Origin of the sequence: Flavobacterium sp. CS20, assembly GCF_018080005.1 — a bacterium.
GTDB lineage: Bacteria > Bacteroidota > Bacteroidia > Flavobacteriales > Flavobacteriaceae > Psychroflexus.
In genome coordinates, this window is sequence record NZ_CP073015.1 from 1,130,954 (window position 1) to 1,146,219 (window position 15,266).

12 protein-coding genes and 1 pseudogene are annotated in these 15,266 nt (G+C 32.7%); 10 read left to right on the plus strand and 3 right to left on the minus strand.

Annotation, left to right across the window (positions count from 1 at the left end):
- The first annotated feature begins 6 nt into the window (after positions 1-6).
- From IGB25_RS15480 to typA, 7 genes and pseudogenes are all read left to right on the plus strand, one after another.
- Positions 7-372 (plus strand): hypothetical protein, encoded by a 366-nt coding sequence (locus tag IGB25_RS15480; protein ID WP_371815953.1) that lies wholly within the window; start codon positions 7-9, stop codon positions 370-372.
- Positions 347-688 carry a DUF4870 domain-containing protein gene (locus IGB25_RS05445; protein WP_247653638.1) on the plus strand — a complete coding sequence of 114 codons (342 nt, stop codon included), beginning with the start codon at positions 347-349 and terminating at the stop codon, positions 686-688. The genes IGB25_RS15480 and IGB25_RS05445 overlap by 26 nt, the downstream gene beginning before the upstream one ends.
- The gene (locus IGB25_RS05450) at positions 689-1,339 is read left to right on the plus strand and encodes an alpha/beta hydrolase (protein WP_211066496.1); all 651 of its coding nucleotides are present in this window, start codon (positions 689-691) and stop codon (positions 1,337-1,339) included.
- 642 nt (positions 1,340-1,981) lie between these two features.
- Positions 1,982-2,143, plus strand: coding sequence for a T9SS type A sorting domain-containing protein (locus IGB25_RS15485; RefSeq protein WP_211066497.1), 162 nt, complete (start codon positions 1,982-1,984; stop codon positions 2,141-2,143).
- Between the two features lie 104 nt (positions 2,144-2,247).
- Positions 2,248-3,396 carry a hypothetical protein gene (locus IGB25_RS05460; RefSeq protein ID WP_211066498.1) on the plus strand — a complete coding sequence of 383 codons (1,149 nt, stop codon included), beginning with the start codon at positions 2,248-2,250 and terminating at the stop codon, positions 3,394-3,396.
- Between the two features lie 14 nt (positions 3,397-3,410).
- Positions 3,411-4,871 carry a transporter substrate-binding domain-containing protein gene (locus IGB25_RS05465; protein WP_247653642.1) on the plus strand — a complete coding sequence of 487 codons (1,461 nt, stop codon included), beginning with the start codon at positions 3,411-3,413 and terminating at the stop codon, positions 4,869-4,871.
- Positions 4,872-4,947: 76 nt separating this feature from the next.
- Positions 4,948-6,743: pseudogene (typA, locus tag IGB25_RS05470) on the plus strand (translational GTPase TypA).
- A gap of 204 nt (positions 6,744-6,947) precedes the next feature.
- Here the strand turns inward: typA and IGB25_RS05475 are convergent.
- Positions 6,948-7,709: an MBL fold metallo-hydrolase gene (locus IGB25_RS05475; RefSeq protein ID WP_211066499.1), complete on the minus strand. Its 762-nt coding sequence runs from the start codon at positions 7,707-7,709 to the stop codon at positions 6,948-6,950.
- A gap of 99 nt (positions 7,710-7,808) precedes the next feature.
- On the opposite strand from IGB25_RS05475, the gene IGB25_RS05480 reads away from it, so the two are divergent.
- Positions 7,809-9,275, plus strand: a complete 1,467-nt coding sequence (locus IGB25_RS05480) for a TonB-dependent receptor (RefSeq protein ID WP_211066500.1) — start codon at positions 7,809-7,811, stop codon at positions 9,273-9,275.
- 27 nt (positions 9,276-9,302) lie between these two features.
- On the opposite strand, the gene IGB25_RS05485 is transcribed toward IGB25_RS05480, so the two are convergent.
- The gene (locus tag IGB25_RS05485) at positions 9,303-9,647 is read right to left on the minus strand and encodes an efflux RND transporter permease subunit (protein ID WP_211066501.1); all 345 of its coding nucleotides are present in this window, start codon (positions 9,645-9,647) and stop codon (positions 9,303-9,305) included.
- Between the two features lie 21 nt (positions 9,648-9,668).
- Entirely contained in the window at positions 9,669-10,745 is a 1,077-nt protein-coding gene (locus IGB25_RS05490; protein ID WP_211066502.1) for an AraC family transcriptional regulator, read from the minus strand.
- A gap of 310 nt (positions 10,746-11,055) precedes the next feature.
- Here IGB25_RS05490 and IGB25_RS05495 point away from each other — a divergent pair, with 310 nt between their 5' ends.
- Both IGB25_RS05495 and IGB25_RS05500 read left to right on the plus strand, forming a co-directional pair.
- Positions 11,056-13,965 carry a TonB-dependent receptor gene (locus IGB25_RS05495; RefSeq protein ID WP_211066503.1) on the plus strand — a complete coding sequence of 970 codons (2,910 nt, stop codon included), beginning with the start codon at positions 11,056-11,058 and terminating at the stop codon, positions 13,963-13,965.
- Positions 13,966-14,029: 64 nt separating this feature from the next.
- Entirely contained in the window at positions 14,030-15,178 is a 1,149-nt protein-coding gene (locus tag IGB25_RS05500; protein ID WP_211066504.1) for a tyrosine-protein phosphatase, read from the plus strand.
- Positions 15,179-15,266 lie beyond the last annotated feature (88 nt).

Below are 15,266 nucleotides of genomic sequence, written 5' to 3' on the forward strand. Positions count from 1 at the left end.
ATAGATATGGTAACTTCAGACCATCAACCACTTAATATCGAACTTAAAAAAACAGAATTTGAGCACGCCGCTTTTGGCAGTATAGGCTTAGAATCTGCCTTTGGCATTTTAAATAAAAAATTGGGCTTAGAGCCAAGCATAAATTATCTTACCCGTGGAAAAACACGTTTTAACCAAGCGTTTTCTTCAATAGAAGTCGGGCAAAACGCTGAGCTAAGCCTTTTTGACCCCGATATAAAATGGACGTTTTCAGAAGATGATATCATTTCGAAATCAAAAAATGCGATATTTCTAAGTGAAACGCTTAAAGGAAAAGCTCTCGGTATCGTTAATAAAAATCAATTTTATGTCACAGATGTCACAAAATTCTAAAAGTCCAAAAGGAAAAACGGCGACTATAACAAGCTATTTATTCTTTTTTTTAGGCACTATCATTGCCCTATTTATGAATATGGAAGATAGACATGAATTCGCAAGATTTCATATCCGTCAATCTTTTGGATTACATTTTATCTTTATCGCCTTTTCACCTTTAGCCAGTGGGTTTGACAATTGGATGATCAGTTTTTCATTGTATCTATTTTATACGGTTTTATGGTTTTACGGGTTTATCAATGCGGTTACCAACAAAACTCAACCTATTCCTATACTCGGTAATTTTTTTCAAAAACTATTTAAAGTGTTATAAATGACAACAAAAAATTTAAGCTTAACTCATCTCATTAGACCTTCAAATCTAACCCAACCATCGCCACTTATTTTGATGCTACACGGCTATGGCAGTGATGAAAAAGATTTGTTTGCCTTTGCCGAATATCTGCCTGAGAACTATACTGTGATTTCAGTGCAAGCTCCTTATGGTTTACAACCTATGGGTTATGCATGGTATGCCATTAATTTTGATGCTGATGCCAATAAATTTAGCGATACCCAACAAGGAATAAAATCCAGAGAAAAAATTAAAAATTTTATCACCGAAGCGATAGATGCTTACAATATCAATCCAAAAGAAGTGACTTTGTTCGGCTTTAGTCAAGGTACAATTTTAAGTTTTGCCACGGCTCTAACCTATCCACATTTGGTCAAAAACGTGATTGGTTTGAGCGGTTACATCGACAAAAATATGGTTGAAATAGCCGATAAAAACGCTTTAAAAAAACTACATGTATTTAGTTCTCATGGCACAGCAGACCAAGTCATACCAGTAGATTGGGCAAGAAAAACCCCTGAAATTTTAAAATCCTACGGAATTGATTGTGAGTTTAAAGAATTTCCCATCGGTCACGGTGTCAACCAAGAAAATTTTGAAGCGGTGTTAGATTGGCTGAAAAACCATTGAAAAAAGAATTGATAATAATATCACAAATGCTTCATTTTATTGACAAATTTCAAGCTGATATCAGAGTTTGTTTATTTTATAATCCTTTTGTTAAAACCGTTTAAGTGTATAACTCAAAAATTTTATTACTAACCTGAGTTCGATTTAAATAGGGTTTTCTCAGAAAATCAGAATTTAAAGTTATAGATTTAGGATTTGTTATAACCTGAGTTCGGTATATTGAAAGCTGTAAATCAGATGATTATATCTTTTTGTTAGCAAATTTTGTCATTGGTAACAAAGAATGAGGAGAAATCTCATCCTACTGAGATGTCTCGTCGCTCATGCTTCGCTCTTTCGACATGACAAATGATTAAATATCTGTATTTTATATGAATATATTTTATTGAAATTTATATCGAACTCACGTTGTTATAAATAGAACGTCTCCAATCCAACTATTTAAAACCGTTGAAACGCTTAGGATTGTGCGTGGGCTATGGTTTGCAAATATTCGATGGTGAATGGATTTATCCATTTTCTATGATTTCAATTTCTTCTCTGTAAGTCATTGAAATAAATTTTAACACATTCATCCCAAGGAAAATGATAGGCGAATTTTACCCAATCCTGTTGATAATCGAATTAAAATTGAATCTGTAGTTGATCAATTTACAATTTGAAATATACGATATAAAAGGCATACTTTTAATGCAAACCCAAAACAGAAATAGTAACGCTTCAAAATTTTCAACAGGTATCTATTTTCTTAAAATTATAAATAAAAATCAACAAATATTGACCGAAAAGATCATCAAGAAATAAGCAGATTTATCTCATTTGACAAAAATCCTAAACTAAAATTTTGATTAGAAGGCATATTGTTTTTAAAATTTAACTAAAAAACGTATGTTTGAATAAAACCAAACATGAAAAACCTTTATTTGCTTTTAGTTTTTTTAAGCCTGATGGGTTGTAACTCGACTAAAAAAGTTGAAAAGGCTTTATTGTCAGGTAACTATCAAACAGCTATAAATCTTGCTGTAGATCAAATTCAAAAAGGCAAAGACAACAAAAAGACAGAAGATCAAAAATTAATTTTACAACAAGCCTTTAAAAACTACCAAAAAGAAATTATTAAAAAAAATGATTTCTTAAAAAAAGACCCAACTACTAATGCCGAAAAAGAGATATATGAAAATTATTTAGAGCTTTACGAAACGCAAAATAATATTAAACCTCTTTTACCGCTTTATCATCAAGGTAAAAAACTAAAGTTCAAGTTTGAAGATATTTCTTCTGACTTGATCATCGCTAAACAAAACTATGCAGAGTATCTTTATCAATCAGGACAATCGTTTATGGATAAAGAAAAAACGCTTTCATACAGAAATGCATATGAAATATTTGAAAAACTCGACCAATTAATACCTCAATATAAAAATTCAAATAATTTAGCCGAAAAAGCGAGCTATTTAGGTAAAGATTTCGTCTTTGTCAATGCCGTAAACAATACAGAAGTCAGCATCCCAAAAAAACTTGAAGCTGAAATATTAGACTTCAATACTTATGGAATAGACAATCAATGGACAGAATATCACTCCAACCAAAAAGATGGAAATCCTTACCAATTTCAAATTAATCTCATCTTTGAAAATATTACCTTTTCACCTGAACAAATTGTTGAAAAGGAAAAACACATTAACAAAACAATTGAAATATCAGAAGTTCAAACGGATAGATCTGGAAATGAAATAACCAAAAATGTTAAAGTCAATGTAAGTGGTTTGTTGAACACCATTTCTCAAAGCAAATCTGTTTCTATTATTGCACAAGTCGATTATATTAACTTAGATACGGCTCAAAAAATAGATGATTTCAAATTAGGTAGCCAATATGTTTTTGAAAATATTTATGCTACTTTTGATGGAGATGAGAGAGCTTTAGACAAAAAACAAAAATCACTTCTAAACAACAAAGCAGTACCATTTCCTAGTAATGAGCAAATGTTGTTTGATGCGACTGAGGATGTCAAACTCAAACTCAAATCTATTTTGAAAAGACATCCCTTAAGATAAATTTAAATTAACTTATGATACGATTGATTTTTATAAGCTTTTTAAGCCTTTTTTTGCTGTTATCCTGTAGTGATAGTAATAGCAAAGATGTTAAGGCTAAAAACACTGAACTTAATAAAAATCGAAAGTTTAAAGATATAATAGAAAGTGGCAAAATAAAAGCCATAACAACTTATAGTGGCACCACCTATTTTTTATACCGAGGACAACCCATGGGGTTTGAATACGAAATCCTTAAAAAATTTGCTGAAGATTTAAACCTTGAACTAGAAATCGTAATTGCCAAAGACGAAAATAAACTCATTGATATGCTCAAAGCCAACAAAGGCGACATAATTGCCTACGGCTATACTATCACAGAAGAACGCAAAAAAGAAATAGATTTTAGCATTCCTTTATATTTATCACATCAAGTTTTAGTTCAGAGAAAACCAAACAACTGGCGAAAAATGAAACTTCACAATATAAGAGAACAACTTATATCTAATCCCGTTGAATTGATAGGTGATACCGTTTCAGTTAAACGCAATTCATCCTATGCCCAAAGGATAGTGAACTTGTCAGAAGAAGTAGGCGGAAAAATTTATATCGATACCATTCCTGGTCAAATGACTACTGATGAGATTTTTAAAAATATTGCAGAAGGTAAAATAAAATACAGTATTGTTGATCAAAATGTAGCTTCTATTTACGCATCTGACTATCCTATTCTTGATATTTCCACAAAAATGAGTTTTTCTCAACGCATTGCTTGGGGTTTGAGAAAAGACTCAAATCAACTTAAAGATACTTTAAACCAATGGCTTAAACGTGCTAAAAAAACAGTTGATTATCACGTGATTTACAATAAATATTTCAAAAACAGAAGATCCTTTAGAAAACGTGTAAAGAGTGAGTTTTACAGCCTTAACGATCAAAAAATAAGTCCTTACGACGATTTGATAAAAAAATATGCAAAAAAATTGGGTTGGGATTGGCGTCTGATTGCGTCAATAGTTTATCAAGAATCGCAATTCAAACCTTCTAATGAGTCTTGGACAGGAGCCACTGGTCTTATGCAGATTATGCCAAGAACTGCTGAAGAACTAAAAATCACTAATCCAACCGATCCTGAGCAAAGTTTAAGAGGTGGCACAAAATATCTATCTCAACTTTGGAAAGCCCACATCACTGTTCCTGATTCTATACAGCGTATAAAATTCACTTTAGCATCTTATAATGCAGGTTTGTTTCATATTAAAGACGCTCAACGTCTTGCTTCACACCTCAAATTAGATTCACTTCAGTGGGATAAAAACGTAGAAAATGCACTTCTTAAATTGGATAAACCCGAATTTTACAACAAAGATTTTATAAAATACGGATACGTCAGAGCAAAAGAGCCATATAAATATGTCAAAGAAATTTTTGAACGTTACGAGCATTATAAAGCTTTTATTGATAGAAATCCTAATTTAAAAGAAGAAGAACTTTAGTATTAATTTTATAACTCATAAAAGGGTTTCTATTCAGATTTTATAAAGTACATTTGCAACTTTTTAAAACTGAGTTATGAACCTTAGAAATATTGCCATTATTGCCCACGTTGACCACGGTAAAACCACCTTGGTTGACAAAATTATGCACCATTGCAAACTTTTTAGAGACAACCAAGATACTGGTGAACTCATCTTAGATAGCAGTGACCAAGAACGAGAACGCGGTATCACCATTGTATCCAAAAATGTTTCTGTAGTATATAAAGACACTAAAATTAATATTATTGATACTCCTGGTCACGCCGATTTTGGTGGCGAAGTTGAACGCGCACTCAATATACCGATGGCGTTTTACTTTTAGTTGATGCCTTTGAAGGTCCGATGCCACAAACCCGTTTTGTGTTGCAAAAAGCCATAGATTTGGGGTTAAAACCTTGTGTGGTTATCAATAAAGTGGACAAACCAAACTGCACGCCAGAAGAAGTTCACGAAAAAGTTTTTGATTTGATGTTTGAACTCGGTGCTGAAGAATGGCAACTCGATTTTCCAACCGTTTACGGTTCTGCACTTAACAACTGGATGAGCGAAGATCCTGATAATGTTACAGACAACATCGAACCATTATTAGATATGGTTGTAGAACATATTGATCCTCCTAAAGTTAAAGAAGGTAATCTTCAAATGTTGATTACCTCTTTAGATTTCTCATCATACACAGGAAGAATTGCTATAGGAAGATTGCAACGTGGCAAGCTCAAAGCTGGAATGAATGTCGTTTTAGTGAAACGAGATGATTCTATCCAAAAAACAAAAATTAAAGAGCTATATGTATTTGAAGGCTTAGGCAAACGAAAAGTTGACGAAGTTCAAGCCGGTGATATTTGTGCTATTGTTGGTTTAGAAAATTTTGAGATAGGCGATACTATTGCCGATGTTGAAAATCCAGAAGCTCTATCTAAAATCAAAATTGATGAACCTACAATGAGTATGTTGTTTACCATCAATGATTCTCCCTTTTTTGGTAAAGATGGTAAATTTGTAACTTCAAGACACATCAAAGAACGTTTGTTAAAAGAACTTGAAAAAAACTTGGCTCTTAGAGTTGAAGAAACCAACAATGCTGATAAATTTATCGTTTATGGACGAGGTGTGATGCACTTATCGGTTTTAATAGAAACCATGCGAAGAGAAGGTTACGAACTCCAAATTGGTCAACCTCAAGTTATCATCAAAACCATAGACGGAAAAGCTTGCGAACCTATTGAAGAGTTAACCATTGATTTGCCTGAAAATCTTTCAGGTAAAGCTGTTGAAATGGTTACTCAACGAAAAGGCGAAATGCTCAGTATGGTGACCAAAGGTGAACGAATGGTCATCGAATTTATGATTCCTTCTCGCGGTATTATTGGTCTAAGAAATCAATTGTTGACAGCCACTGCCGGTGAAGCTATTATGGCACATCGATTTAAAGAATATCAACCCCTTAAAGGTGACATTCCTCAACGTCAAAACGGCTCTTTGATCTCTATGGAAAAAGGAAAAGCTATTCCCTACTCTATCGACAAACTGCAAGACAGAGGTAAGTTTTTTGTCGATCCAGGCGAAGATATTTATGAAGGTCAAGTGATTGGTGAAAGTTCTAGACAAGATGATTTAACTGTCAACGTTACCAAAACCAAAAAGCTTTCTAATGTCCGTTCTTCAGGTGCAGACGATAAAGCTAAAATTGTGCTTACCAAAAAATTCTCTTTAGAAGAAGCTTTAGAATATATTCAAAAAGACGAATACGTTGAAGTGACGCCAAATTTTTTAAGACTAAGAAAAATTTATCTTAAGGAAACCGATAGAAAACGCAATAAGATTGTTTGACCTATTATACCAAATTGAATGAGTAAAAAAAAGTATAACACCGACCTATATTTTAACGTGAGTTCGATATAAATATTAGGAAAAAAAATTAAAAAAGTAGAAAAATTAGTATATTAAAACACTGAAAAACAACAATATAAACTAATTTTCTGCTTATGATTTCAACAAATAAAATTACTGAAATTTACTATTGAATAAATCGGGTTATACTTCTATTTTCAAATTATCGTAAGCCAAAAAAACATTTTCTGGAAGTTTTTTTTGCACCTCTTCATGAAATCCCATTTTATGACTGATATGTGTAAAATATGCCCGTTCTGGTTTTACATGATTTACAATTTCAAGTGCTTCGCTTAAGTTGAGATGTGTATTGTGCGGTTCTTCTCTTAAAGCATTTAAAACTAAAACTTTTACGCCTTTCAATTTTTTCATAGACTCTTTTGGAATAGTTTTAGCATCAGTTACATAGGCAAAATCGTCTATTCTGAAACCGTAAACTTGGAGTTTGCCATGAAAAACATTGATAGGAATAACTTCTTTTTTCCCAATAATAAATGGATTATCATCAATGATATTGATATCTAAAGTCGGTGCACCAGGATATTTGTTTTGTACTGTAAAAACATATTCAAATCTTTTTTTTAGTTCTTTTAAAACCCTTTGATGTGCGTAAATAGAAATATCACCTTGCCTAAAGTAAAACGGTCTGACGTCATCTAGACCGATAACATGATCATTGTGTTCGTGGGTAAACAAAATGCCGTCTAATCTATCAATAGGGTTAGCTAACATTTGTTGTCTAAAATCAGGACCACAATCTACTACATAGGTATAAATATCCCATTGAATCAAAATAGAAACTCTAAGTCTTTTGTCTTTAGGGTCATCGCTTAAACATACAGGATGACGGCTTCCAATTACGGGAATACCTTGTGAAGTGCCTGTACCTAAAAATGTAACTTTCAAAACCTTTATTTTTTCACAAAAGTAGGGATTATTTTTTGTAAGCTTATGCATTTAATTATCTTTGTTAGTACTAAAATTTATACACTTAAATCAACAAAAATGGCAGTTTCAATCAAGGGAGACAAAGAGTTTGACGAAGTACTTTCCATCAAAAACAAAGCCTTAAGAATCAACCTTAACAAAAACATTTACGGCACATTTGCTGAAATTGGTGCTGGACAAGAAACCGTAAGGAATTTTTTTAGAGCTGGTGGTGCCAGTGGAACCATAGCTAAAACTATGAGTGCTTACGACAAAGATTTTAGCGATGCTATTTACGGAACTGAAGACGATAGACGCTACGTCACTGAAAACAAGCTAAACAAAATGCTTGATCATGAAACCAGACTTATCGAGGAACGTATCATAAGGCGTAAACATCCTGATAAATTATTTTTTACCTTTGCTAACACCGTTACCACGATAGATTTTGCAAAAAAATACAAAGGTCATGGTTGGGTTGGTATTAAATATCAAGTCAAACCTGACGAAGCTTACAATAAAATAGTTTTGCATCTGAGATTTAAAGAAAACAATGCTAAACATCAACAAATCACACTTGGTGTTTTAGGGGTTAATTTGATTTATGCGGCTTATTACAATCACGATAGTGCAAGAGATATTTTAATAAACCTTTACAATCACCTTGAGAAAGACCAACTAGAAATTGACACGATAAACTTTTCTGGACCGCGTTTTAAAAAAGTAGATAACCGTTTGATGAGTTTGCAATTGGTCAAAAACGATATGACCGATGCGGTAATGTTTGCTCCAAATGGTAACAATGTTTTGCCTGCAAGTATTTTATACAGGAAAAATATTTTAGCTTTAAGAGGAAGTTTTAGACCTGTGACTAACGTCAATATGGATATTTACAGAAATTCATTAAAGCTCTTTAAAAGCGAAAGAAAGGTCAGTGAGAAGCAAACCCAAGTCATTTTTGAAATCACATTATCTAATCTAAAAGCTGAAGGCGAAATAGATGAAGCAGATTTTTTAGACCGTGCTGACTTGCTTTGTAATCTTGGTCACACAGTTATGATTTCTAACTTCCAAGAATACTATAGGCTTGTTGAATATTTTTCTAAATACACCAAAGAACGAATGGGTCTTGCTATGGGCGTTAACAATCTTATTGACGTTTTTGACGAACGCTACTACAGACATTTAAGCGGTGGTATTTTAGAAGCATTTGGTAAACTCTTCTTTAAAGACCTTAAAGTTTATCTTTATCCATACAAAAACCCAGAAACTGGCGAAATAACCAACAGCGAAAATCTTAAAGTTCACCCGAGAATGAAAGAACTCTACAAATTCTTTAAACATAATGGTCGCGTGGTTGATATTAAAGATTACGACGAAGACAATCTAGGAATTTTCTCAAGAGAAGTACTTCAAATGATAGCTGATGATGAAAGTGGCTGGGAAGACAAATTACCAGAACAAACTGCTGAAATGATAAAAAGTCAAAACCTGTTTAAACGCGATTATAAAAAGGCTGAGTATGTTGGATATGATATTTCGTGATTCTAATTTTTAGTTTTAAAGTTAAACTTATTTTCTAACCAATAACTTATACAAAATAGGAATAAAGTATAAACTGATAAAAGTACCTACAAACAAGCCACCAATAACAGTAAGAGCTAAAGGCTTTTGCAAATCTGCTCCTAAGCCTGAGATAAACAAAAATGGCATAAGAGCTAAAATAGTAGTTAAAGAAGTCATCAATATAGGCTTTAGACGCATAATACCAGCTTTTTCGATAGCTTTATCAACATCATTTAAACCAGACTTTCGCAACGTATTGATGGTATGAACTTTTATGATACTATCATTTATGCCTATACCCGTCATATCATTTAAACTGCCTCCAAAAATCCAAACTATAAAATTGTACATTACTCAATACATCTTCAGTTGTCAGCTTGCCTTATAAATAGAATCCTTAGAATTTAAGTGTTTCCTGTATTCACTGGGAGTGAAATTTGTTTCCATCTTAATATATCTATTAAAAGAAGCCTTAGATTTAAAACCACATTGAAAAGCTATATCTAACAATTTCATTGAACCATTCTTTTTACTTTCAATAATTCGTTTTGCTTCTTCAATTCTATAATGATTAATAAATTTATAAAAATTCTTATTGAGATGTGAGTTCAACACTTGAGTTAAATAATGTTTAGGAACATCTAAATTGTCTGCCAATTTATCTAAGGTTATATTTTCATCCAAATAAATCTTACTTTCGCTCATATATTTTTCTAAATTAATTGCTATTTCTTCTATATTCACTCCCCTAATTTCAGATTTCTCGTATTTTTTTTTCTTCTTATTAGAAGAAACCAGTTTTAAATAAAATAAGTGTTGAATCAACAAGATACAAATAATGGTCAATGTGCTATAAATAATCACCCTATTGGTGTAATCAGAGAAATAATTAGGTAAAATATAACTTAAACCCCATACGATTAAAGATGGAGTAAATAACAAATAAGAAATTATTTTTAATCTGTTTGAATTTACGCTATCATCGCTACTTTGATGCTTTCTAATGGTAAAAACGCTAAGCAATCCGTAAACGGTTATCGATATCAAAAAAGCATAAACCATAAGTGGTTTGTAAATGCTAAGCCACTGCACATAATTATTGGAAGAGGTAAATAAATTGCCTACAATAACCACATAAAAAACTGAAGCAACCAACAGAGGAGTAAAGTGATATTTTACTTTGGTTTTGTCATAGTCTATTTTGAAATATTTACAAATAGCAAAATATAACAATGGACCATAAGCTAAGCTCAAGCTTGTAATAAGGTTTCTAAATAGAAAATCGGTATCTGCCAATTCCAATAAAAGAAATTTTAAAGAAAAGTGAATCAATACAATAAGTATAAAATTCTTTATAAAATATTCCTTTTTAAATAGACTTTTGTTAGAACGCAATAAATATAAAGCGACAAGAACTTGACAAATTGCAACTATTAAGGTTGTTTTCATATTCAAAGATATTTATCAAATTTATATAATTTGTTAACTCATTATTAAGTAAGGGTTACGTTTACAAACTCTATAATCTGAAAAATCAAATCCATATCTCTTAAAGATTATATTACAAAAAATTAACCTAAAGGTAATACATGCTTTTTGTTTTTTATATTACTGTATATCAGATGTTTAAAGTATTATTTTTATCATTAAAAGTTTAAATTAATTGGTTGCTACCAAAAAAGGTGTCCACCAAATATCCGATACTTTTACGCGGTTACTTAATTATAGATTTGGCGAAAATTTTAAAACATCTATTTTTATGAAAACAAAAACCTTTTTCTCATCTAGTAAAGAAGCTTTGCTACTTTATCTATGTATTTTATTTTCAACTGTATCATTTTCGCAAAACTCAGCTTCAATCACTGGTGTTTGCGTGGACAGTTATGGTAAACTGCCTGGCGTTTCTATTTTAATAAAAGGCACTAACTATGGTGCGATTTCAAACCTTGAAGGAAATTTTACCATAAACAATGTTCCTGTTGGTGATCAAGTTGTTGAATTTTCTTTTATGGGCTACGAGACAATCACAAAAGAAATTGTGGTTGAAGAAAATCAAATGATAAATTTAGGAACTATCAAAATGACTGAAAGTGGCATTTCCTTAGATGCTGTAGATTTAAAAATTTCTAACCGACCTACTCAGGCAAGGGCTTATAGCATTCAAAAAAATGCACCTGCTATTATGAATGTAATCTCTTCTGACGTAATTGGAAAATTACCCGACAGAAATGCCGCTGAAGCCGTCCAGAGAATTCCAGGAGTTTCTATTGAAAGAGACCACGGCGAAGGTCGTTATGTAAGTGTGAGAGGTGCTCCATTAAAATGGAATTCAAACCTCATAAATGGTAACAGGTCGCCTTCATCTTTAGGAACTTCCGATGGGATTGGCTCCGACAGGTCGGTTCCTTTAGACATCTTCCCTTCAGAATTAATTCAATTTGTTCAATTGTCAAAGGCTATAACCCCAGATATGGAAGGTGATGCTATTGGTGGGTCTGTTAATTTTATCACCAGAACAGCTCCGCTTAAAGAAACCCTTATTGTCAACGCCGCAGGTGGTGGTAATAATCAAGCCAAAGATTACACTTACAACGCTGCAGTTACTTATGGTAATAAATTCTTTGATGATAAGCTGGGAATCATCGTTTCTGGTTCAATTTGGGATCGTGCTTGGGGAACTGATAATTATGAAGTGATATACAACGCTGAACTAGAAGACCCTATACAGCAGTTTTCTCTTGCTGAACTTGAGTTGAGAGACTATCTCGGAAGAAGAAGAACTTGGGGTTTAAATTTTGGAGCCGAATACAATTTCGATTTTAACAATAAAATATTCTTAAGAACCATCAACACTTCTTTTCAAGATGATGAAAAATCTAGGGAGTCACTTTTTGATTTCAACGCAAACAGCTATACAATGAGAACCAGAAAAGCCGTTTGGGGCACTGATTTATCTGGTGGCGAGCTAGGCGGTGATCATTACTTAACTCAAAAACTACGATTGAGATGGAAAGGAGCTACCTATACCAATAAGTTTGACCTTTCTAATACACCTAGAGTTAACGATCTTGTTGATCCTGCTTTGCTGTTTGCCATTTTTGTTCAATCAGATATGAATTTTGGAGGCCGAGCAGCAGATGGCTATAAATATTTAGATATTGATGCTCCTCAAGGAAGTCAAGGCGATCCTGCCGATAACATTCAGCCCAATCCAGGCAATCCTATAAGTGCAGACGAACTTTTATTATCGCAACTGCTCAATCTCCAACAAAGATCTAAAGAGACCGATTATGTTGGGCAAGTGGACTTTGACTATGAGGTGAACAATAGACTTAAATTAAAGTTTGGTGGTAAAGCAAGATTTAAAACCAGAACAGAAGGTGCTCCACTTAACATCTGGATTCCAGGTGTCGCAGTTGGTGCTCCAGTTCAGCCATTTTTTCTGTCTGATTTTGATAGAGAATCTTCGTTCCCGTTTAATGGAGGATATTTATCTGAAATTCCAGGAAATTACGATAATTTATTAATGCCTCATATTACTCAAGGGCAATTACGAGATCTTTATTCTGAAAATAGTTTATCAGAGCTCAATGCAATCAGAATTACCCAAGACGAAAACAATCCTTCATCAGCTGGAAGTTATTTCTCTGGTGACGAAAATGTTTATGCAGGTTATATTATGGCTACCTATGAGCTAACGGATAAGATGACATTGATCGGTGGATTTAGAAACGAATACACCTCCATAGACTATACAGGCAACAAAGTAATAGAAAGTGATAACGCAGATCCAGTAATTGAAAAAACATCAGAAAGCAAATCAAACAATGCTTTTTTACCTATGTTTCATGTAAAATATGCTCTAAATGACAATTCTAATCTACGCTTAGCTTACACTAGAACTTTAGCTAGACCAGATTTTGGAAGCTTAAATCCTGGGGTTTCCCAAAATTCAGTTTTCAGGACCATAAATAGAGGTAATCCAGATTTAAAACCTACATTTTCAGATAATTTTGATTTGCTTTTTGAACATTACTTTGATAACGTTGGCTTTGTTTCTGGAGGTGTGTTTTACAAATCTATTACTGACGACATTTTTGCCAGCACAGGACAAGAAACCATAGACGGAGTAATATATAATGTTACAGAACCCCGCAACCTAGAAGACGGTTACTTGTTTGGTTTTGAAGTAGGTCTTTCTAAACGATTAGACTTTCTGCCAGGTTTCCTAAGTGGTTTTGGCGTTGAAGCTAACTATACTTATACAGATTCTGAAGTTAACATCCCTATTTTTAATGTTGATGAAAATAATAATATTGTAAGAGAAACCATAAAACAACCCTTACAAAATCAATCAGAACACTTGTTTAATGCATCTATTTTCTATGAAAAATATGGATTTATGTTTAGAGCTCACGCAAACTTTAAAGGTAAAAATATTGTGGAATTTTCAGAATTTGGTCCAGAACATAACAGATGGTATGACGACAACCTAACCGTTGACCTCTCTGCTTCCTATAGCTTCAACAAAAAATTAAAGTTATTTATGGAAGTTAACAATATAACCAATGAGCCGTTGAGATATTTTCACGGTGTAGAAGGAAGACCAGAACAGGTTGAATATTATTCTATACGAGGTCAACTGGGCATTTCTTATTCAATATTTTAACATTACTAAACAAGAGGTAAAATTAATTGCCTCTTGTTTAAACTTTAATTCTTAAAACTAATATATGATAAATTATAGAAACATCACTTTAATATTACTTGTTTTGATTACAAGTTTGGTGGGTTGCAAAAACAAACCTGAAGAAAAACTTAACTCTGAGATTTCAGCTGAAAACAAGCTTAATTCTGAAGTTACATTGGAAACCCCCAAAACCATTGAAAAATCACTTCAAGAAACAGCTGAAGCCATTTACAACCCTGATAGCACTTATACTTTGGTTTTTAACAAAAAGGCGAACTGGAAATTTGTGGTCTCAAATTCAGATGAAAACATCAATTGGGAACAATTAAAACCCATTGAGTTATCAAATGATAGCACCTATACCACAAATCAAAAATTTAAGGAACGTATGTTCTTTGGCATAGTAAATGATTTAGGAGATACTTTGGTCATTTCCAATAGGCAAATTCCTTTGTTAGGACTTTCAAATTTTAGGGACATAGGTGGCTTACAAACCACAGATGGTAAAACAGTAAAATGGGGGAAAATTTACAGATCGGACAAATTATCTGAACTTTCAAATAATGATGTTCAACTACTTAAAACGATGAATATTAAAACCGTTATAGATTTTAGAACTGCTTCAGAAGTTACCAAAGAACCTGATGTAATTGCAAACGACTCTTATTTTGACTACAAAAATTATCCTACAGGTCCTGATATGAAAGATAAAAACAAATACTTAGAAATGCTAAGAGAATTTGAATCTCCTGAAGATTCGGCTGATCTTTTAAAGGAAATAACTGGGCAATTCCCTATTGAATGGAAAGACACTTACATCAAATTATTTGAAAATTTAGTGCAGACAAACCAACCTTTGCTTTTTCATTGTACAGCTGGAAAAGACCGTACCGGTTTGGCCAGTGCACTTATTCTTTATGTCTTAGGGGTTGATAAAAACACCATAATAGATGAGTATTTATTATCTAATTTTTACAGACAGGAAGATAACAATAAATGGATTAGTCAAATTGCTCAATATGACATTGATCCAGAAATAATCAGACCTTTTATGGATGTTCGTAAATCCTATTTGTTAAATGCCTTCAACACCATTGAAAAAGAATACGGTTCTATGGACAACTATGTAAAAAATGTTTTGAATTTAAGTGAAAAAGATATAAATACACTTCGAAATAAATATTTATATTAAGCAAGATTAAACCTTCATATTCAGACAAATAAGAAACACAGTTTGTTTTATTGCGGGGTAAAAATTACCCCGTATTTTTTTAATTTAC

What these genes read in the sequence shown, in the direction of transcription:
- IGB25_RS15480 (WP_371815953.1), top strand. Translation starts at nt 7, where the DNA reads ATGGTAACTTCAGACCATCAACCACTTAATATCGAACTTAAAAAAACA.
- IGB25_RS05445 (WP_247653638.1), top strand. Translation starts at nt 347, where the DNA reads ATGTCACAGATGTCACAAAATTCTAAAAGTCCAAAAGGAAAAACGGCG.
- IGB25_RS05450 (WP_211066496.1), top strand. Translation starts at nt 689, where the DNA reads ATGACAACAAAAAATTTAAGCTTAACTCATCTCATTAGACCTTCAAAT.
- IGB25_RS05460 (WP_211066498.1), top strand. Translation starts at nt 2,248, where the DNA reads ATGAAAAACCTTTATTTGCTTTTAGTTTTTTTAAGCCTGATGGGTTGT.
- IGB25_RS05465 (WP_247653642.1), top strand. Translation starts at nt 3,411, where the DNA reads ATGATACGATTGATTTTTATAAGCTTTTTAAGCCTTTTTTTGCTGTTA.
- IGB25_RS05480 (WP_211066500.1), top strand. Translation starts at nt 7,809, where the DNA reads ATGGCAGTTTCAATCAAGGGAGACAAAGAGTTTGACGAAGTACTTTCC.
- IGB25_RS05485 (WP_211066501.1), bottom strand. Translation starts at nt 9,647, where the DNA reads ATGTACAATTTTATAGTTTGGATTTTTGGAGGCAGTTTAAATGATATG.
- IGB25_RS05490 (WP_211066502.1), bottom strand. Translation starts at nt 10,745, where the DNA reads ATGAAAACAACCTTAATAGTTGCAATTTGTCAAGTTCTTGTCGCTTTA.
- IGB25_RS05495 (WP_211066503.1), top strand. Translation starts at nt 11,056, where the DNA reads ATGAAAACAAAAACCTTTTTCTCATCTAGTAAAGAAGCTTTGCTACTT.
- IGB25_RS05500 (WP_211066504.1), top strand. Translation starts at nt 14,030, where the DNA reads ATGATAAATTATAGAAACATCACTTTAATATTACTTGTTTTGATTACA.